General features: G+C 44.2%; 18 protein-coding genes. 12 read left to right on the top strand and 6 right to left on the bottom strand.

Annotation, left to right across the window (positions count from 1 at the left end):
• Nucleotides 1-13 precede the first annotated feature (13 nt).
• Nucleotides 14-817 (bottom strand): SDR family oxidoreductase, encoded by an 804-nt coding sequence (locus tag DQX04_RS08620; protein ID WP_111915480.1) that lies wholly within the window; start codon nucleotides 815-817, stop codon nucleotides 14-16.
• A 147-nt stretch (nucleotides 818-964) separates the two neighbouring features.
• On the opposite strand from DQX04_RS08620, the gene DQX04_RS08615 reads away from it, so the two are divergent.
• Together DQX04_RS08615 and DQX04_RS08610 are read left to right on the top strand one after the other, a co-directional pair.
• Nucleotides 965-1,996: a helix-turn-helix transcriptional regulator gene (locus DQX04_RS08615; protein WP_111915479.1), complete on the top strand. Its 1,032-nt coding sequence runs from the start codon at nucleotides 965-967 to the stop codon at nucleotides 1,994-1,996.
• 86 nt (nucleotides 1,997-2,082) lie between these two features.
• Nucleotides 2,083-3,582: an amidohydrolase family protein gene (locus DQX04_RS08610; RefSeq protein ID WP_111915478.1), complete on the top strand. Its 1,500-nt coding sequence runs from the start codon at nucleotides 2,083-2,085 to the stop codon at nucleotides 3,580-3,582.
• A 14-nt stretch (nucleotides 3,583-3,596) separates the two neighbouring features.
• Here DQX04_RS08610 and DQX04_RS08605 read toward each other — a convergent pair whose 3' ends face one another.
• The 4 genes from DQX04_RS08605 to DQX04_RS08590 form a co-directional block, all read right to left on the bottom strand.
• A complete protein-coding gene (locus DQX04_RS08605; protein ID WP_111915683.1) occupies nucleotides 3,597-4,136 on the bottom strand; it encodes a cytochrome b in 540 nt (179 codons plus the stop codon).
• Nucleotides 4,129-5,163, bottom strand: a complete 1,035-nt coding sequence (locus tag DQX04_RS08600) for a catalase family peroxidase (protein ID WP_111915477.1) — start codon at nucleotides 5,161-5,163, stop codon at nucleotides 4,129-4,131. The genes DQX04_RS08605 and DQX04_RS08600 overlap by 8 nt, the downstream gene beginning before the upstream one ends.
• Nucleotides 5,164-5,259: 96 nt before the next feature.
• Nucleotides 5,260-7,755 carry a bifunctional diguanylate cyclase/phosphodiesterase gene (locus DQX04_RS08595; RefSeq protein ID WP_111915476.1) on the bottom strand — a complete coding sequence of 832 codons (2,496 nt, stop codon included), beginning with the start codon at nucleotides 7,753-7,755 and terminating at the stop codon, nucleotides 5,260-5,262.
• Nucleotides 7,756-7,925: 170 nt separating this feature from the next.
• Nucleotides 7,926-8,351, bottom strand: coding sequence for an MAPEG family protein (locus DQX04_RS08590; protein WP_111915475.1), 426 nt, complete (start codon nucleotides 8,349-8,351; stop codon nucleotides 7,926-7,928).
• 173 nt (nucleotides 8,352-8,524) lie between these two features.
• Here DQX04_RS08590 and DQX04_RS08585 point away from each other — a divergent pair, with 173 nt between their 5' ends.
• Genes DQX04_RS08585 through DQX04_RS08575 form a run of 3 tightly spaced genes read left to right on the top strand, consistent with a single transcriptional unit; the run spans nucleotide 8,525 to nucleotide 10,562 of the window.
• Nucleotides 8,525-8,920, top strand: a complete 396-nt coding sequence (locus tag DQX04_RS08585) for a BlaI/MecI/CopY family transcriptional regulator (protein ID WP_111915474.1) — start codon at nucleotides 8,525-8,527, stop codon at nucleotides 8,918-8,920.
• Nucleotides 8,904-10,136, top strand: coding sequence for a TonB family protein (locus tag DQX04_RS08580; RefSeq protein ID WP_111915473.1), 1,233 nt, complete (start codon nucleotides 8,904-8,906; stop codon nucleotides 10,134-10,136). Before DQX04_RS08585 ends, DQX04_RS08580 begins: the two co-directional genes overlap by 17 nt.
• 48 nt (nucleotides 10,137-10,184) lie before the next feature.
• Nucleotides 10,185-10,562 carry an energy transducer TonB gene (locus tag DQX04_RS08575; protein ID WP_111915472.1) on the top strand — a complete coding sequence of 126 codons (378 nt, stop codon included), beginning with the start codon at nucleotides 10,185-10,187 and terminating at the stop codon, nucleotides 10,560-10,562.
• 87 nt (nucleotides 10,563-10,649) lie between these two features.
• Here DQX04_RS08575 and DQX04_RS08570 read toward each other — a convergent pair whose 3' ends face one another.
• Entirely contained in the window at nucleotides 10,650-12,236 is a 1,587-nt protein-coding gene (locus DQX04_RS08570) for an ABC-F family ATPase (RefSeq protein WP_111915471.1), read from the bottom strand.
• Nucleotides 12,237-12,394: 158 nt separating this feature from the next.
• Between DQX04_RS08570 and DQX04_RS08565 the strand changes: the two genes are divergently transcribed.
• The 7 genes from DQX04_RS08565 to DQX04_RS08535 all read left to right on the top strand — a co-directional run bounded on the left by DQX04_RS08565 (nucleotide 12,395) and on the right by DQX04_RS08535 (nucleotide 18,764).
• Nucleotides 12,395-13,618, top strand: a complete 1,224-nt coding sequence (locus tag DQX04_RS08565; RefSeq protein WP_111915470.1) for a DEAD/DEAH box helicase — start codon at nucleotides 12,395-12,397, stop codon at nucleotides 13,616-13,618.
• 219 nt (nucleotides 13,619-13,837) lie between these two features.
• Nucleotides 13,838-14,374 carry a sigma-70 family RNA polymerase sigma factor gene (locus DQX04_RS08560; RefSeq protein WP_111915469.1) on the top strand — a complete coding sequence of 179 codons (537 nt, stop codon included), beginning with the start codon at nucleotides 13,838-13,840 and terminating at the stop codon, nucleotides 14,372-14,374.
• Nucleotides 14,371-15,045 (top strand): anti-sigma factor domain-containing protein, encoded by a 675-nt coding sequence (locus tag DQX04_RS08555; protein ID WP_111915468.1) that lies wholly within the window; start codon nucleotides 14,371-14,373, stop codon nucleotides 15,043-15,045. The genes DQX04_RS08560 and DQX04_RS08555 overlap by 4 nt, the downstream gene beginning before the upstream one ends.
• 77 nt (nucleotides 15,046-15,122) lie before the next feature.
• Entirely contained in the window at nucleotides 15,123-16,691 is a 1,569-nt protein-coding gene (locus DQX04_RS08550; protein ID WP_111915467.1) for a DUF4331 domain-containing protein, read from the top strand.
• A 23-nt stretch (nucleotides 16,692-16,714) separates the two neighbouring features.
• Nucleotides 16,715-17,206: an Ig-like domain-containing protein gene (locus tag DQX04_RS08545; protein ID WP_111915466.1), complete on the top strand. Its 492-nt coding sequence runs from the start codon at nucleotides 16,715-16,717 to the stop codon at nucleotides 17,204-17,206.
• Nucleotides 17,203-18,270: a tetratricopeptide repeat protein gene (locus tag DQX04_RS08540; RefSeq protein WP_111915465.1), complete on the top strand. Its 1,068-nt coding sequence runs from the start codon at nucleotides 17,203-17,205 to the stop codon at nucleotides 18,268-18,270. The genes DQX04_RS08545 and DQX04_RS08540 overlap by 4 nt, the downstream gene beginning before the upstream one ends.
• A gap of 2 nt (nucleotides 18,271-18,272) precedes the next feature.
• Nucleotides 18,273-18,764, top strand: coding sequence for a hypothetical protein (locus DQX04_RS08535; protein ID WP_111915464.1), 492 nt, complete (start codon nucleotides 18,273-18,275; stop codon nucleotides 18,762-18,764).
• Nucleotides 18,765-18,823 lie beyond the last annotated feature (59 nt).

The following is an 18,823-nucleotide window of genomic DNA, read 5'->3' as shown; positions in this document are numbered from 1 at the left end:
TCTATCGTAAGCTCTAATCACCAATCGGTTGAAAACTCCCAGCAAGAATCCCACCATCGATGGTAAGTTCAGAAGCGTTCATGTAATTAGCTTCGTCGGAAGCCAGAAGCACACATACTGCGGCGACTTCAGATACTTCACCAAAACGTTTCATGGGACAGTCGGCTACGATATTCTGAATATTCTTTTCACGTTGTTCGCCTTCACCCAGCATAGGCTCCCAAATTGGCGTCATGATTGCGGCCGGATGTATTGAATTGCATCGAATCGGTAAGTTTTCTTGTGCGCAATATAGCGCGACGGACTTGGTATGATTGCGAATGGCCGCCTTCGAAGAGGCGTAGGCTGCGGCACGTGGAATGCCAACCAGCCCGGAACGAGACGACATATTAATAATGCTTCCCGAACTTTGCGTTTTGCGCATAAGTTGAATGGCATACTTACAACCCAAAAATGTACCGTCCAAATTCACGGCATGTACTTTGTGCCACTCCTCCAGTGTTGCGTGCTCTGGATCGTGTGGACCAACACCGTCTTCAAAGCCGGTAATGCCCGCATTGTTGAATAGTCCGTTCAGCTTACCAAATTGCTTTTCAATCCAACGGGTGAATTTTTGCCATTCTGTTTCGTTTCGCACATCCAGTCGATAAGCGTAAGCTTGCTTACCAAGTTCATTGGCTAACGCTTGGCACTCATCTTCTAAGATATCCGTTAAAATGACCGTTGCGCCTTCATCGTGAAAAGCCTTAGCGACTCCTGCTCCAATTCCTCGTGCCGCGCCTGTAATAGCAATAACTTTATTGGCTAACCGTCCCATGTTTTTGTCTCTTATTGTTTAACCGCTATTAAAAATAGCACAACCTAAGTCTTTGTTAGCATGCAATTATGCATAACGGGTGAACATGCTTGCGCTGTGAAAAGCACCGTTGTAAGTTAAATCGGTAATTTTTAAAAGGGATAAAAAGTGCTCACCATAGACGCCTTTTTCAGGTTCTCGGCGCTTAGCTTGGCTATTCTTCTGTCGGTGATTGTTGCTCGCGACTTATTTCATAGTCGGCAAGCTAAGCTGTTGGTGGCGACAAATGTCCTCATCGCCTGCTTCTTGTTGGGCGCAATGCCAGACCCTTTTCAGCTTCCGTACGCTATTCGTGTACCTCTTCGATGGTTAGACACCTTATTACTTCCTATAACTTGGCTGTTTGTGCTTACGTTATTTAAGCGCGATTTTTTTATTCGTACCTGGCATTTACTGGGCCTTACCGTGTTGGTGGGTAGTATGTTAGCGGAGCGCCTTGCATGGATGGAAGTGATTGATCGTCTGCCTGATTGGTGGGCGTTATTGGTTCTCGGAAGCTCGTTGCTATTGGTGGGTCATATGCTGGCGATAACCTTGCTCGGGCGCAAAGACGATTTAATAGAGGTTCGTCGCAAATATAGATTGTACCTCATTGCCTTAATTGCACTTTCGATGTTTCTTGCCATTCTTGCTGGATCTTTGTGGTTTAAAGAACAACAGACAACGGTAAATGCAATAAGCGTTTGGATTCCTGCGGTAGCTATGAGTCTTTGGGTGCTATCAGGTCACTCTACTGCCTTAACTTTTTATCATGATGTCAAATCGAAGAAAGTGCCCAACCAGGCAGAGAAAAAGTTATTGTCGAAACTAGAAAGTTTAATGCTCGAGGACAAAATTTACCTAAAGGATCAGCTGACCATTGGTCGTTTATCTGGTTTGATGGGTGTTGCCGAGCACCGATTAAGAAAACTAATCAATAACTATACAGGCTATGAAAACTTCAGTAGTTACGTGAATAACTATAGATTACAAGACGTTATTAGGGTTATGTCTGATAGTGAGAATGACCATTTGCCTATATTAACCATTGCATTAAATCATGGTTTCAATTCGTTACCGCCGTTCAACAGAGCCTTTAAAAAAGAGGTGGGCATGACACCCTCAGAGTTTAGGAAGAATAGGCGTAGTTTTCAGAATTGACGTTATTTTCTTCATTTTCGATAAGATTAAGGTCTACCCTCCTCTTAATCTGAACCTACATTTTCAAACACAGTAGGTTTAGCGCAATGAAAGCATCAATATATAAAAAAGTTCTTCTAATCACCTTTGCCAGTTTGCTGGTTTTGACCTTGTTGTCTTTTGCCGTGATGTACTATCAGGTGAATAAAGCATGGGGAGAGTTCGTTCCTACCGTCAATTCTGAGCAGTTTAGAAGTGAACAGGGCGCGTATGCAATTTTGAATGCCTCTGTACTCTCCCAAGATGGCGAACGGATGCTCGCGAATCAAACTATTATCGTCCGAAACGGAATAATTGAAGCCCTAGATGAGGGTTTGTCAGTTCCAGAGCATGTTGAAGTAATCGATGCTAGCGGGAAGTTTATAATTCCTGGATTAATAGATGCACATGTTCATCTATGGCAATCGCCAAACGATTTACTACTTTACCTCGCAAATGGTGTAACTCATGTACGTGAGCTCAATGGTAGTGAGGAACATTTGTCATGGAGAGAAGATATCGCCGCAGGCCGACCTGGTCCGGATTTATTCGTAGCCACTAGAAGACACAATACTTCAACAGGTTTTTCTGCTTTATTTGACCGCTGGGCAGCAAAAATAAACCCTGTTGCTAGCACAGACAACATGTCGCAGCACGTAGCGAGTATACAAAGTGCAGGTTACGACGCAATTAAGGTTTATACCTTGTTAGACAACGACCATTTTGTTGCCTTACAAGATGCGGCGCGGGAAGCGAATATCCAAATTCTTGGACACATTCCTTTCGATCTCCCGTTAGACCAAGTTTGGGCGTCTGATCTTAAAGATTTAGGCCATGTTGAAGAATTGGTAAAAGCTTTAGATCGAGAATTTGGTGGCTACACTAGAGACGACACAGAAGAGTTTCTTCAGTTTGTAAGAGACCGAAGCGAAGCAGTAGCCGCGGAACTTAACAACAATGACATCGCTGTAGTGACAACTCTAGCGCTCATTGAAAGCTTTTCAGCACAAAAGCTGAGTGTCGAGGACGCGTTATCACACGTTCACGCAGAATATGTAAACACGGGTATCGCTGAATCTTTAGGTGACAGCTTTAAGGTTATGGGTTGGTTGCCAGAATCTAATATCTATCGTTTACCAGAAGATTATCCTGAAGACCTTATTCCAGGGAACCAAAGATATTGGAATGCATATGCAGAAGCGAACCAAATACTTCTTCAGGCCATGGTTCAGCAGAATGTACTCATTCTAGCGGGAACAGATGCGAACGTACCTATTATGGTGCCAGGTTATTCACTTCATGAGGAGTTAGAGTCGCTAGTCGCTATTGGCTTTACGCCTGCGCAAGCTTTACGAAGTGCTACTACCACCACAGCGCAGCAAATGAATATTGAATCAGGCGTTATTCGTGAAGGGTATCAAGCAGATTTATTGATATTGAATGCCAACCCTTTGAATAACATAAGCCATACCAAAACTATCGTTGAAGTGATAAGTAATGGGCGTAGGTATACAGGTGAAGACATCGAGAATATGCGCGAAGCTGTAAGAGTCGCTAACCAAGGTTAGCGACTCAGCGACGCTTAATCTTTGGTTTTGCCAAGCATGCTCTGTAGTACTGAATCTTTGCGAATCAGACCGTGATGGAGTGCTGCCGCTATATGCAAAACAACCAGTGCGACAAGACCCCATGCAATCCAACTATGCGTTTCACGGAAGAAGCCATACGCGGAAAGATTGACAGGAATTATTGCTGGGAGCGTAAACAAACCAAAGAATTCGATAGGCCGGCCCGCTGCATTTTGCATTAAGTAGCCGCTTATAGGCATGGCAAACATAGCGACATAGAGTAAAACGTGTGACAAGTGCGCAATACGTTTCTGTGAGGGCGCGAGGTCTTTAGGTAACTCGGGCTGCTCGTGAGTGAGGCGAATAATGAGTCGCCAAATGACGAGCAGTAATGCCACCACACCAAACGATTTATGAATGGCGAGCAGTTCAACCTGCCAGGTTTGCAGGCTTTGCACCATTGAAAGCCCCGCAAAAATAAGAGACCAAATGAGCAATGCCATGGCCCAATGAATAATGCGTGCTGGAGTGCTATGTACCGTTGGCTTACTCATGGCTTGCATCCTCACCTTGTCCTAAAAACGTTTCTCTTGCTCTTCTTCGATAAGACTCAGCATAAGCCGCTGAACGCGCTCTTAAAATGGGGTCTGCTGTTGCTGCCATGCCTTCGGGTAATACCAACGGGTCAAAGTTAATTTCATTACAAAGTGCCCCTGCTTGAGGTGACACCCCAGTAATAACGATTTGCCCTGCATTTATAGTTTCGCGATCTTCTGGCCAAGGAATTGTCGGATTGTTTTCGTCATCTTGTTCGGATGCCAACGTGACCATAAAGTCAAAAACAACAGCGTTTTGTTGAATACGTGCTGCAAACTCTTCTTGCAGTGCGTCTGGGTTCTCTGCGTTTATAGCAATAGCGGGCGAACTGCTTGTTTCGCTCGAAGGGGCGACTGCCCAACGGATCGCTTGCTGGTTACCGTTCTCGTCTATGAGGTAAAACGCGTTAATACTGTTGTAAGTTTCCGTAGCAAAGCTTTGTGATGGCGAATAGGAAGCCTGCCAATTCCGCAAGGCTTGCGTTTCTGGGTGGCTGGCAAAGAAAGCCTGAATTCTTTCAGGATTACGCTCACCCGTTTCAGGGTCTGGAGACAAGGCTTGAATCATGGCGAAGAAATCTTCGGGTGTTCCCACAGGCATAACCGGTGGTGTATTCATAGCGGTACGCCAAGTTTGGTTACCCTCACCAAAGCTGAGCGCTAAGCTTCGAACGCCAGCCGCCATATCCGGTGCGGTTGGGTTGTTACCAGAAATAGAAATGCGTCCTGTAAATGGGTGACTTCCTGATTGAAAAGCATCTGCTGTGGTATACGAGGAAAGTGCCCCATTCGCGTTAAAGTTACCTTCTATACAAAAGCCTTTGGCATGTGCGCGCCGGAAACCCGCGTGTGGATTTTGTCCGCCTTGCATGTCGACGAAGCGTTCCGCGGTTACCTCTGATTGACCTACGCCAGAGGCAACAGCCCAAACTAAGGCTACTAGGCCAACGATAACAACACCGATCACACCATATCTTGCGAGCATAAGAGACATCCTTTGAATTCAATTAATTATTGAACGAAGTTTTTCTTTGTATGGATCTGTCCGTAGCCAAGTTACGCGGGAAGTGAAAGAATAAAACTACTTGAGCAGCTTCACAAACTCCTCCGGTGGTAATGGCTTATTGAAGTAATACCCTTGGAAGTAGTCGCAACCAAATGTCACTAACGTATCCACTTGTTCTTGGGTTTCTGTGCCTTCGGCGATTAGCGATAAGTCCATGGCATGGGCAATGGCGATAATCGACTTCACAAGTTCCACGTTTTCTTTCGATTGAATTTGGTCGACAAAGACTTTGTCGATTTTAATCGCATCAATCGGCAGCTTGCTGAGATAGGACAAAGATGAATAGCCAGTGCCAAAGTCGTCGAGTGCTACTTTTATTCCATGACTCTGCAGGTCAGAAAGTGCTGCTGAGGCGGTGTCTTTTTCAGACAATAAGTTCGATTCGGTAAGCTCTACCTCAATGTCGGCATTCTCTAATGAGAAATTGGTTAGCTCCTTTAGCAACTGCTCTACAAAATCTCGGTCTTCGATTTGTGACGCAGTAATATTTATGGAAATTGGAACAACGCTTAAATTTTGGTTTTTCCATGTCATTTGCTGTTTGCAAACTTGCTGAATTACCCACTTACCCAGTTTGTGAATAATGCCGCTACTTTCCGCAATGGGTATAAATTGGGCTGGTGAAATAAAGCCTTGCTGAGGGTGTTTCCAACGTATAAGGGCTTCAGCGCCTACAACTTTTCCACTTTTATGGTGTTTCGGTTGATACACCATAAATAATTCATTTGAAGAGTCCATGGCGTGAAGTAAGTCAATTTCCATTTGTCGCCGATTATTGAGTTCATGCAGAAGCACAGGATCAAACAATGATGCTTGGTCTCTTCCCTGCTCCTTTGCTTGTATAACCGCGCGTTCTGCCGCATTAACGATGTCTAGGTTTTCCCCAACTTGAGAAGGGAAAACAACTGCGCCCATGCTGCATGTGATATTTATTTTTCGGCTACCGATTTCAAATGTTTTCATGACAACTGCACGAATGGCGGTCCAATGCATTTGAATAGAAGCATTAAAGTCGCCTGTGAATTTATTGATAAGAATCGCGAATTCGTCGCCTCCATTTCGAGCCACTAGGATACGGTCGGATTTAAAATGAGAAAGGCGTGCGCCGAGCTCTCTAATCACTTGGTCGCCGGCCTCATATCCGTACTTTTGATTCACTTCTCCAAAGTGGTCGATATCAAGCATGAGCAGTAGACAGTTGGTATTCGACTTTTGAGCCTGAAAAAATGACTCGCTAATTTGGTTTAGTAGCCGCGCTCGGTTCGGGAGACGCGTAAGGTAGTCGGTATAAGCGGTCATTTTCAATTCCGACTCTAATTTGTCACGTTTAATTTCAGCGCAAATTCGACTTGAGAATGCTTCGAGCACTACCCGCAGCTTTCTGTTGGTGTCGATCTCATGCTTATAAAGAATAACAAGTAAGCCAATTAGCCTATTTTGTTCGTCAAACAACGGACAGCCGATATAAGACTCAATACCTTCTTGGAGAAGCATCTCGTCGTTTGGAAACAGCTCTGCTACTGAACTTGGATAAAAACATATACCTTTGTCGATAACATTCTCACACGGTGAACCGCGCCGTGCATATCTAAAGTTCGGTACGCGTGTTTGGCCTTTGTAAACTACTTTGGTTTGTATGTAGTCGGGAGCGCTTTCATCGTAGTCGGCGAGAATGAGAAAGTCTGACTTCGCGTAGTCCGCAAGTATTTCCAGTAGCTCTTCATAAAATTGAGAGAGGTCGCCGCTGTTCGATACTTCCGCTATACGGCTTAGTACTGTATCCATCTGCTCGCTTTCAGATATTTCGTGGTCGAGCGCCATGGTTTTGTATCGCAAGTAGTCACTAATATAGAGTGTGACATACAACGATAGAAGGGTTAGAGGTACGCCGCCAACATAAAAGATATTCCATTCTAGATTATCGAGTTTATACCCTGCGAAGGTGGCTAAGGGCATAAGAGTTACAGTTATAAAGAGAGCGGTACTCAAAGTGGTTACATGGTGTTTATAAAACTTAAATGCACAATAAAAAAGATAAACGCTAATAAAACCAAAAAGGCTATGAAGTAGAAAGAAGGAGTTACCCTCTTGCCCTCGTAGCAAATAAGCTTGATCACCAAAAATTGTGGTGTACGGCACTAAATGATGTTCTGTGCCATAGCGAGCGTTTGAGCCTATCAAAGCGTTAACGATAAGTATGGCTAACAGTACAGCGGCGACGCCCATGGTTACCTTGCCGGTATGTTTGACCCTCGACCATTTCCCAAAGGTATAAATAATCAAAGGGTATCCTAAGAGGATGAGCGATGAATGGTAAAAAGCGAGTTGTTGTGCTTGTTCTAAGTTGGAGGTAGATAACAGCGCCATACTGGTCAGGTGAAAGAAGAACAGTACAACGTTAAGAACAGCTAGAGTAAGAAAGTAGACACGCTTTTCAGCTAAGCCCGAGCGCGCAATTAACGCTGCGCACAACAGGTTGAAACCCATGAGAATGCTATAAAAAATATCCATTCACACCACTTAGCTAAGAGCTGCTCAAATTAGGTACGCATACCACCGACATCGCAATTCTCTCAAATACAAACATATATTAGAAAGCAATTGCTTTAAAAATAACCATTTTTATTGATGCGGGTCAATAAAAGATAGCCAGTACACTTTATGCCCGTGGTTTTGAGCAGTTAAACGATGGCAAGTACTCCAAAGATAAGCATCGCTACAATGACAAGCCATGAGGCAAGAAACAGGTTGAAGCGCAGCAACACAACATTGGTTGTGGTTTGTACCCAAGAGTGAAGAACGCGCAACGTAACATAAGCCCATGCTAGCGATAGCGTGGTGATATGTACTGCATCAAGAATAGCCAAGCTAAAACACGCCACATAAAAAATAACGGGTTGTTCGAACAAGTGATTGTAATTGTCAGCAATCCAACCAGTTTTCTCGCTCAGTAAACTTTTTAAATGTTTGGTGTCTTGCCCTTTTTGAGGGTGTACCTTCAGCGCTTTCATATCTTTTACTCTTGCGAGCATAAGGCGAATAGCCACAAGGAAAGTAAACAAGCCCATGGCAAGAGCAGGAAGGAGTATGAGTTGAGAGTTCATCATGGTTAATAAAATCCTTAGTTATAGGTTGTTATTTCGGACAATCAGCTTGAAGCATTCACTTTAATATAGCCTGATGCTCTCCATCTTGTCTTGATTGACTTGCCATAATTAGATTACAAATGTAGTCTTGAGGTTCGGATTACGATTGTAATCATAACTGTGCGAGGACTCTGATGACCAAAGCAAACGATATATCTAATGCTGAGTTAACGATTCTAAAGGTGCTATGGAAAAGCTCGCCAATACGTTCTGCAGAAGTGGTTGCGCAAGTTCAGGAAGTGGAAGCGTGGCATGAAAAAACGGTGAAAACACTTTTGAATAGGCTTGTGAAAAAAGGCGCTGTTAGCTTTGAGAAGGAGGGGAGGTCGTATAGTTATTTCCCATTAATTGCGGAGCAAGATTATCAGAAGCAAATGAGTACTTCGCTGGTAGATCGAGTTTTTTCAGGGAAGATTTCAGGGTTGGTTTCAGGCTTTGCTGAACAGCGTAATTTAGACGCTGAAGATATTGAAAGTTTGAAGCAACTTATTGACGCTTGGGAGGAGAAGCAAGATGGAAAGCCTGATTAATTTTGGCGTGGCGAGCACGCTTTTTGTTTCAGCTGTGTCTTTACTACTTCTTATTACTAACTCTTGGTCATTGAAGCATTTGGGTGCTAGAGCAACCTACCAATTATGGGTATTAATTCCGCTTTCGCTCGTAGTACTCGGTTTAGCGCCTTCCGTAGCTGAACTTGCAGCGCATATCTCTGGCGCTGAAATGGAACCCATAAAAGTAATAGCAGAGCTACAAACAGCAATTCAGGCGAGCAGACCAGTGGGAGCTGAAAACTTAAATTACACTGCAATGCTAATTGTATGGGGCGTTGGAGTGTTAATGATTGCAGCGCTTGGAGTGTACGATTTAATAAAGCTGCATTACTTTATGAAACGGAATGCTAAGTGTTCAGGGCGCTTTCAGTACCAATATAAAGGTGTTGCGCCGTCTACATTTGGGCTCTTTAAACCAAATCTTCTTCTTCCCGATAATTTCGCAAGCATTTACAACAGCCAAGAACGCAGGTTCATTCTTACTCATGAAATTATGCACTGGCGCCGTGGCGATACTCGAGCCAACTTAGTTGCTTGGCTATTATTCAGCGTGCAATGGTTTAACCCGTTAATGTGGGCTGCCTATAGACGATTTCGGGTAGACCAAGAGCTAGCATGCGATGCGGACGTGCTCGCAAAATACAATGCTGAACCTAGTTCAGTAACAACTAAAAAATATGCGCAGACCCTTTTAAAGGCGACCGCGGAACATTCATCCAGTAAATCTAATGCGTGGTCTAAGAATTCAGTGTTTTCGGTAAGCCCATGTAGTACGCATTATGGCAACCCAAAAGGAAATAAAACGATGTTAAAACAACGCTTTAACCAGTTACAAAACCGCTCGAAAGGAAACCAAGTTGTTGTTGTAGTGAGCGCGGCAATGATTGCTGCGTGCGCATTGGCCTGGAATATTCCGACGGCCTCGGCAGAGTCTGAAGAAGCGCCTACTCCTCTTGTTCGTGTTAGCCCTATGTATCCAGCAGCGGCAGCTCGAAATGGTGTTGAGGGTCATGTAAGAGTTCGCTTTACGATTAATCAAAACGGGCAAACTGAAAACCTTACGGTAATAGAGTCGGTGCCTGAAGGTGTTTTTGAACGTGAAGCTATGCGTGCTTTGTCGAAATGGCGCTATATGCCACAAGACAATGTTGAAGCGACTGTGAAATTGGAATTTAATATGGGTTCTAATAACTAATTCACGGAGATAACCGGTTCCTGTTTATGAATCGATAAGGAAAGCATTATGACAAGAAAGTTTATTTTAATTATGGCTGCCGCGGGTTTACTTGCGGGGTGTGCTGCATCAGATAATTCGGTGAGTAACAGCGAGTCAGTGGATACCCATAGAACCTTGGCAACAACACCTGAGCAAACTCAGCCACTGGTGCGAGTGGCTCCACGCTTTCCAGTTGAGGCGGCTCGACGGCGTCTTGAGGGTTACGTGTCTTTGCAATTAACTGTGGATAATGAGGGTCGTCCACAAAATATCACAGTCGTTGATTCTGAGCCTGAAGGTGTCTTTGAGCGAGAAGTTATTAAAGCTGTTGAGCAATGGCGATATGTTCCGGCCGACAATGTGGAAATCATGATTCGACTCGATATGAGGCTGGTCCAAGAGTAGGTCCTTGGAGCAAACAACAAATACCGCATCTCTTATGGGATGCGGTATTTTATTTAGGGTGTCTTATTGCTCTAAAGATTTGGCTTATTATTTTTCTTGCTGGCGCAAATAGTCGTCGTAACTGCCTGCAAAATCGCGAAATCCTTGGTCGGTAATTTCAATAATACGGTTGGCAAGTGACGAAACGAATTCACGGTCGTGACTCACAAAGAGCAACGTTCCTTTGTAGTTTTCTAAAGCTAAGTTAAGCGCTTCAATCGACTCCATGTCTAAATGGTTGGTTGGCTCATCCATAACCAAAATATTCGGACTTTGTAGCATGAGCTTGCCGAAAATCATGCGACCTTTTTCACCACCCGAAAGAATTTTCACAGGCTTTTTGATGTCGTCTTGTGAAAATAGCATACGACCCAAAACCCCACGGACATTCTGCTCGTCGTGGTGAGGCTGCATCCACTGGCTCATCCACTCAAATACGTTTTGGTTTTGTGCAAACATGTCTGCGTGATCTTGTGGGCAGTAGCCTATATTAGCGTTTTCCGACCACTTATAACTTCCATCTGTTGGTGTGTAATCGCCAACTAAGGTCTTTATCAGTGTAGTTTTACCGATACCATTGCTACCAAGAATCGCGACTTTCTCACCCACTTCGATATGGGTAGAAAGTTGCTTGAGGACTTGGTTGTCCTCGAAAGATTTACTTAAGTTCTCAACTTCAAGCGCTAAGCGGTACAGTTTTTTCTCATTCTCAAAGCGAATATATGGACTCATACGGCTAGAAGCTTTCACTTCTGCCAATTGAATTTTTTCAATTTGGCGTGCCCGAGAAGTTGCCTGTTTGGCTTTTGAAGCATTCGCAGAAAAACGACTCACAAAGCTCTGAAGTTCTGCAATTTTGTCCTTCTTCTTCGCGTTGTCTTGTAATAATTGCTCCCGCGCTTGTGTTGCGGCAAACATGTAGTCGTCGTAGTTGCCTGGGTATAAACGAAGCTCGCCATAATCAATGTCAGCCATGTGAGTACAGACACTATTAAGGAAATGACGGTCGTGCGAAATGATAATCATGGTGCTTTGACGCTCCGCAAGAATATTCTCTAACCAACGAATGGTGTTGATGTCGAGGTTATTGGTCGGCTCATCAAGAAGCATAATGTCAGGATCGGAGAACAACACTTGTGCAAGCAGTACTCGAATCTTCAAGCCGGGCGCAAGAGAGGACATGGGCTCAAAATGCTGCTCAAGAGGAATGCCCAAACCTGAAAGAAGTTCCTGGGCTCTTGGTTCTGCCGTGTAACCATCGAGTTCTCCGAACTCGATTTCAAGGTCGCCAACACGCATGCCGTCTTCCTCGGTCATTTCCCTAGCGTAAATTTGATCTCTCTCTTCCTTAACCGCCCACAGGGTTTCGTGACCCATAATAACGGTATCCACTACAGAAAAAGCTTCATATGCGAAGTGGTCTTGGCGTAACTTACCGACACGTAAGTCAGGCGGTATGGAAACGTTGCCGCTTGAAGGCTCTTGCTCACCACTTAAAATTCGCATGAAGGTAGATTTGCCGCACCCATTTGCGCCGATTAAGCCGTAGCGATTTCCTTGGCCAAACTTAACGGATATATTTTCGAATAGTGGTTTTGCACCAAATTGCATGGTGATATTTGCAGCTGAAATCACGAATGGGTACTCAATTAAAAAGGGGAAATAAAAGGCATGTCGCCAAACGGGCGCAAGTTTAACAGAAATAATCGTGAATTTGATGGTTTATCCTACGAATTAACGCCGCTCTCAAGTAGAATGTAACTTCATACCTTTATCGAGTTGCATATCTATACATGACATTTTCCGATCTTAAGCTTTGCCCTGAAATTCTTACCGCTCTAGACCAACAAGGCTATACCGAGCCTACGCCAATCCAAGCACAAGCAATCCCCTCAGTACTTGCAGGCAGTGACGTTATGGCCGCTGCTCAAACTGGAACCGGTAAAACAGCAGGGTTTACGTTACCTATATTAGAAAAGCTGAAGGACGGAGAGCGCGCTAAACCGAATACCGCTCGTGTACTTATTTTAACGCCGACACGGGAGCTAGCTGCGCAAGTAGGCGAGAGTGTTGCAACTTATGGTGCTGGCTTGCCATTAAAATCTGCTGTGGTTTTCGGTGGCGTGAAAATTAACCCACAGATGATGAAGCTCCGCAAAGGCGTCGACATTCTTGTCGCCACACCTGGACGCTTGCTCGACCTTTACCAGCAAAACGCCGTTCGTTTTCCTAAATTAGAAATATTGGTGTTGGACGAAGCTGACCGCATGCTCGACATGGGCTTTATTCACGACATCAAGAAAATTATTAAACTGTTACCTGCAAAGCGACAAACATTAATGTTTTCGGCGACTTTCTCGAATGATATTCGCAAACTTGCGAAAAGTTTGGTGAATAATCCTGTGGAAATATCGGTGGCGCCCGCAAATGCTACTGCTGAACGTATTGAGCAGGTTCTTTATGCTGCTGAAAAAAGCAAAAAGTCGCGGATGTTAATGCAAATACTTCGTAACCTGAAGTTGCCTCAAGTGATTGTATTTTCTCGCACCAAACACGGCGCCAATAGGTTAGTGAAACAGCTTCACGCAGACGGCTTTTTAGCAGCGGCTATTCATGGCAACAAAAGCCAAGGTGCAAGAACAAAAGCGTTAGCCGAATTTAAGTCTGGAAAGGTACAGGTGCTGGTTGCGACCGATATTGCTGCACGCGGTATAGATATCGATAAACTCCCATACGTCATTAACTATGACTTACCGCAAGTGGCGGAAGACTATGTTCACCGTATTGGGCGCACAGGTAGAGCCGGGCAAGTAGGGCATGCTATTTCATTGGTGATGGACGAAGAATTCAAAACGTTAAAAGCGATTGAAAAACTGACAGGTGAACCTATTGAACGCCGCCAGCTTGAGGGTTTTGCGCCAGTTGAACTAACCGGTAAAACACCACCGCCTAAAAAAGCTCCGAGGCCTCCTAGGAAACCATCGAACTCTAATAATCGAAACCATCGTAAGAAATAAATACAAGTTACATTTAAAGCTTGGAAGCTCAATCAACGCGCACTTTTGTGCGCGCACCTCATAATTCTGTGCCCTTGTTAATTCACTCATAGTGAACTTAAATCTAAAGAAATGCGTAAGCCTAATTGCTAAAGAATATTCATTCAGCAGTGTAGAAATAATTCTAAAAAAATGGATATCCAAACGAAGCTCCCTGAATAAAATGAAAGGACAGTCTTTATGGCTACGCCAAACTTCTCTAAAGAACTTCACCTGATTGCTCTTGGCGATAGGGTGGCTTTCAAAAGATTCTACGCTCAAACCTCATCCAAGCTTTTTAGTGTTTGTCTAGCAATACTGCGCGACCGCGAGCTTGCAGAAGATGTACTTCAAGACACTTATGTGAAGGTTTGGCATTCGGCATCTCAATATCGAGAGGACCAAGGCTCTGTAATGTCTTGGGTAACAAGTATGGCTAGGTATCGTGCAATAGATGTCTTGCGTGTTACTGATAACCAAGCGATATCAGTGGCTGATATCGAACAATTAATGAGTCAGAGTACAGTCGACGTAATCAATGATGTAGAGCCTGACACTCCGCGACTCGACACCTGCCTTGGAGAATTGAAAGATTCTCAACGACAATCTATTCACCTCGCATATTTGTTTGGTTTAACTCACCAAGAAATAAGTCAACACTTAGGAGAGGCTCTTGGTTCGATTAAAACTTGGATTCGACGTGGGCTAGATAGTCTGAAGAGGTGTCTGCAGCCATGAATTACCATAATCTAGAACTTACAGATCAACTCGCTCGTCGTTATGTTATCGGCCTCATGAGGGGGCAAGCGCGTGTAAAATTTGTTTCTTTAATGCAAAGAGACTCGAAAATTAGCCAACAGGTGGTTTATTGGGAAGGTCAATTGCATGATTTGACCGAACGACTTCAACCTGTTTCTCCGCCGAAAAAGAGTTGGAACAACATTCACGGAAGGCTGTTTAGTAACGTTAAAAAGAAATTTGACCTGTGGCATTGGTTAGGAGCGTTTGGAAGTGTAGCTGCAATCGTTTTGACAGTTTTGTTGATAGGGCAGACCAACCACATCGTAGATGAACCTAATCAAAAGTTTGCAGTCATTCAAAATGATGACAAACAAACTTTATGGGTACTTAATGTTTCGAATAATTCTATAGAAGTGAGTCCACAACCTTCGATTGAAGGTTATAGCGACAAGGACTACGAATTGTGGATGTTACCTAAGGATGGCTCAAACCCGATCTCGCTGGGATTGCTACCTGAAAGTGAAGATCGAATAGTGCTTACGGCACCTCCAGGGTTTAGCTTGGCTGAAATCGGAGGATTAGCAGTAAGCCTAGAGCCTGCTGGAGGTTCAACAACCGGTTTACCTTCTGGGCCAGTACTTTATCTTACTGATATTGTTCAAATATAAAAAAATTAAACTTTTTTGAATCCAAAATACCCTCTCGTTCGGATAGTGAGTGAGAAACGTAACAACGAGAGGGTATTATGACTAAATCTTATTCAAAAACACCAATAGCAATAGCACTTTTCGCTGCAGGTATCGTATCTGCAACAGCCGTAGCTTCTAGCCATAGAGAAGCTCCGAACATTACTCGATTTCCGACACTAGACTCGACTGACTTCTATTTATTCAACAGCTATGAGTCAGGGCGGGGCGACTATGTTACGGCGATAGCAAATTATATTCCTTTGCAAGACGCCTATGGTGGTCCCAACTATTTCGCGATGGATCCGGCTGCTGTTTACGCTATTCATTTTGATAGTGATGGTGATGCGCAGGAAGATCTAACTTTTGAGTTTCGTTTCAATAACTCGTTGCCAAATGGCGGGGTGATGTTACCCGTAGGGCCTGAGGGTATGCAGAGAAATGTGAGTGTTCCGCTTAAATTTGTGGGCGGTATTTCAGCAAGTGACCAAAGCGCTCTCAATTTTAATGAGATGTACTCTATTGAGCTAGTTGAAGGACCACAAAGAACGGGCATGTCTACTCAAGTGACAGGAGCTTCCGGGGAACAAGAATTCACAAAGCCTATCGCATTTGTGGGAGAGAAAACTTTTGGCAGCGCTCAGTCTTATGAAGATTACGCCAATCAATATGTTTATGAAATCCAGGTCCCTAATTGCTCGATGCCGGGAAGAGTTTTTGTTGGGCAGCGAAAAGACCCGTTTGTGGTTAATTTAGGTGAAACTTTTGACTTAGTGAATTACGTACCTATCGAGTCTAGCGCTTTTCCAGGCGGCATTGAGCAAAGTGATGCAAACGACGATTTAAGAAATAAGAATGTCAACACTATCGCTTTAGAGCTTCCAAAAGACTGTGTGACAGGTGATGGTAATGGTGTTGTGGGTAGTTGGACTACCGCACAAGTACCTCAGGCGAGATTACAAAACCCTAATGCAACTATCGACACGCCAGAAGTAAATGGTGGAGCTTTGGTGCAAGTGTCTAGATTAGGTTCGCCACTTGTGAACGAGCTAGTGATAGGCATTGATGACAAAGATACTTTTTCTTCAGCTTCGCCGAGTGAAGATGGTCAGTTCGCAGACTATGTTACCCACCCTACTCTTCCTGTAATCCTTGATTTGCTCTTCAAAGACCCTGTAAACGCGACCTTGGGTACCGATTTCGCTAGCTTGGCACCATCCAATTATCCCCGTACAGATCTTGTTGCCGCGTTCCTGACCGGTTTTGCTGGTGTTAATCAGCAGGCTATGGTTACGCCTTCAGAAATGCTGCGCTTGAATACAGCTATCCCTGCAACGCCTGCCGCCGAGCAGTCAGCATTTGGTGTGGCAGGAGATGACTTAGCTGGTTTTCCAAACGGGAGACGTCCAGGTGATGATGTAGTTGATATTGCTTTGCGCGTAGTGATGGGAGCTTTATGCCATGACATTCCTGTGAATGGTGAACCAACAAACTTAGGGTTCTGTAGCCCGAGTGATGCGCCGGTGGGAAATGTTCCGTTCACGGATGGTGCGCCAATTAACGCTAGCTACGTGGATGACGGATTTCCATACCTACAAACTCCAGTTCCGGGTTCTTCAAGCGAATAACGTAACGACGAGGAGGCAATATCATGAAACATATATATACAGTTCTGATTCTTGCAACAGCCTTGGCTTTAACGGGCTGTTACGAAGACAGTGAGAAGAATTTCCCACCCGCGGCGCGAGATAGTTTGTATACGTTAACCGTGGATAGAGCGCTAAATGACAAACTTATTGGCTACGACGTTAACGGCGACACATTGAGCTTTCAAGTTGAGCAAGAAAGTGACGTGGGAGACTTAAATGTAAATTCGGATGGTACATTTAGCTTTATGCCACCAGCAGAATTCGTCGGCATTGTTGAGTTTACTTATTCGGTTTCAGACGGCGTTTTCTCTGACGAGGGAATCGTGTCTATTGTCGTTGAAGCAGAGCATGTTGCTGCGAGTTTTTACATTCGTGAGGTGTTTTCGCAAGGGGAAGATGCTGACCCTTTGCCTTTAAACGGTCGCATCTTTAATGATGATGTGACCGACACTACTGCTTTTGATGATCTCATTGCAGAGGGTGAGGGCGGATGAACTGGAGAGGCGTATTGGTGCTTGCCGGGTTGTTGGTAAGCACTCAAGCATTTTCCGAAGAAGAAATACTGTGGCAGCCGGAGGTTGCCACAGTACCTTCGGAGATAGCTGAGCTGGAGCTGCAGTACCAGCAGCAGACTGACAGCTTGGTCTTAGCGTCACCATTGGTAGAGGTCTATTTAAACTTTATTCGACGCTCTGATAGCCACGATTTATTGCAGCGGGCGAAAGAAGTGCAATCTACTGCGTCTGAACACCCTGATGCATCCGAAAATATCCCTTGGCTATTAGCCAGTGCTGATCTGTACCAATACCAGCATAATTTCAACGATGCTCGTGTGCTTTTACTCCAAGTCTTGGAACTTGACTCAAGTCATTTGCGCGCTTCTTTAATGCTTGCTCGTATTGCCCTTGCGCAAGGTTTAGAAGAGGAAGCACGAACAACTTGCTCTGAGTTATTCGGTGATCATGCATTAGGTGTGGTTTTAACTTGTTTGCTTGAGGTAGAGGGAAGAGGAGATTATCCACAACAAGCGTATAACCAGTTAAAACAATTGCAACAGCGAAGTAATTCATCCGCCGACAGTCATATTCGTCATTGGAGATTACAAATTTTAGCTGAGCAAGCTTTGTTACTTGAGCTGTATTCAGAAACACGACAGTGGCTAGCGCAATTACCTCAACCCTTAAGCATTGTTGAGCGAAAACTTCTACTCGATAGCTATTTATTCGATGAATCATCATCTGTACCGCAGGAATTAATACCTAGTTGTGAAGCGCAAGAAGTTGATGCAATCGCGATTCGTCTTGCCCGAGCGCAGCAGGGTAGCAACGAAACGTGCTGGAGTGATTATGCACAGGAGCGAATTCAAATCAGGGAAATTCGAGGCGATCGTCTCCATAGTGCAGATATTGCTTATTACTACACTTACGTTAAACCACAACCAGAAATGGCTTTTAGGTGGGCAAATATCAACTATTCAGTAGCCAAAGAGCCGCTCGATGAAATACTACTCATGGACGCTAGGAATTTGGGCTCACAATCGTCCGACTTTGGAGGTTAACTATGAAAAAATTCATGCTACTTACTATTATGAGTGTCTTCCTCGCTTTCATTTCGAGAGGCTACGGGCATTCATTTAGCACTTCGTTTTTGACTGTTCAGGAGCAAGGTGTAGTTAAATACCAAGTTTCTTTTCATGATTTAGCGGCTCTGAATCCATCATGGTTAGAAGGAAAACCAATTGATGCAACTTTATTGAATAACCACCTTGAGGACATCGAGAGTTTTATTCAGCGCGTTGTTGTCGTGAACAATAGCAACTGCGATCTCAAACTTGCGGAATCTTCACCATGGTCGGCGACTACTCATGCCAACCAAAGCTATATAGTGATTGAGGCTCAAGCTCAGTGTAATGCGACTGATATTGATGATATCGAAGTGCACGAAGTTTGGAATGAATTTCCAGACCATAGGGTGATTACTCAAATCACGTTGCCCGGTTATGAAACTTCGCAAAGGGTGCTTAGTGAGCGTGGTGAATCTATTTCATTTTGATTTTTTAAAATTAAATTTTCTGTATTTTTAGTGGCTTATTGAGATAACTGTTCCATACT

The organism is Aliidiomarina sp. B3213, from assembly GCF_003290085.1.
In the GTDB taxonomy this organism is placed as follows: domain Bacteria; phylum Pseudomonadota; class Gammaproteobacteria; order Enterobacterales; family Alteromonadaceae; genus Aliidiomarina.
Note: the sequence above shows the minus strand (reverse complement) of the source record. Positions and strands in the feature narration are given on the sequence as shown.

What these genes read in the sequence shown, in the direction of transcription:
- DQX04_RS08620 (WP_111915480.1), bottom strand. Translation starts at nt 817, where the DNA reads ATGGGACGGTTAGCCAATAAAGTTATTGCTATTACAGGCGCGGCACGA.
- DQX04_RS08610 (WP_111915478.1), top strand. Translation starts at nt 2,083, where the DNA reads ATGAAAGCATCAATATATAAAAAAGTTCTTCTAATCACCTTTGCCAGT.
- DQX04_RS08605 (WP_111915683.1), bottom strand. Translation starts at nt 4,136, where the DNA reads ATGAGTAAGCCAACGGTACATAGCACTCCAGCACGCATTATTCATTGG.
- DQX04_RS08600 (WP_111915477.1), bottom strand. Translation starts at nt 5,163, where the DNA reads ATGCTCGCAAGATATGGTGTGATCGGTGTTGTTATCGTTGGCCTAGTA.
- DQX04_RS08595 (WP_111915476.1), bottom strand. Translation starts at nt 7,755, where the DNA reads ATGGATATTTTTTATAGCATTCTCATGGGTTTCAACCTGTTGTGCGCA.
- DQX04_RS08590 (WP_111915475.1), bottom strand. Translation starts at nt 8,351, where the DNA reads ATGATGAACTCTCAACTCATACTCCTTCCTGCTCTTGCCATGGGCTTG.
- DQX04_RS08585 (WP_111915474.1), top strand. Translation starts at nt 8,525, where the DNA reads ATGACCAAAGCAAACGATATATCTAATGCTGAGTTAACGATTCTAAAG.
- DQX04_RS08580 (WP_111915473.1), top strand. Translation starts at nt 8,904, where the DNA reads ATGGAAAGCCTGATTAATTTTGGCGTGGCGAGCACGCTTTTTGTTTCA.
- DQX04_RS08575 (WP_111915472.1), top strand. Translation starts at nt 10,185, where the DNA reads ATGACAAGAAAGTTTATTTTAATTATGGCTGCCGCGGGTTTACTTGCG.
- DQX04_RS08565 (WP_111915470.1), top strand. Translation starts at nt 12,395, where the DNA reads ATGACATTTTCCGATCTTAAGCTTTGCCCTGAAATTCTTACCGCTCTA.
- DQX04_RS08560 (WP_111915469.1), top strand. Translation starts at nt 13,838, where the DNA reads ATGGCTACGCCAAACTTCTCTAAAGAACTTCACCTGATTGCTCTTGGC.
- DQX04_RS08555 (WP_111915468.1), top strand. Translation starts at nt 14,371, where the DNA reads ATGAATTACCATAATCTAGAACTTACAGATCAACTCGCTCGTCGTTAT.
- DQX04_RS08550 (WP_111915467.1), top strand. Translation starts at nt 15,123, where the DNA reads ATGACTAAATCTTATTCAAAAACACCAATAGCAATAGCACTTTTCGCT.
- DQX04_RS08545 (WP_111915466.1), top strand. Translation starts at nt 16,715, where the DNA reads ATGAAACATATATATACAGTTCTGATTCTTGCAACAGCCTTGGCTTTA.
- DQX04_RS08540 (WP_111915465.1), top strand. Translation starts at nt 17,203, where the DNA reads ATGAACTGGAGAGGCGTATTGGTGCTTGCCGGGTTGTTGGTAAGCACT.
- DQX04_RS08535 (WP_111915464.1), top strand. Translation starts at nt 18,273, where the DNA reads ATGAAAAAATTCATGCTACTTACTATTATGAGTGTCTTCCTCGCTTTC.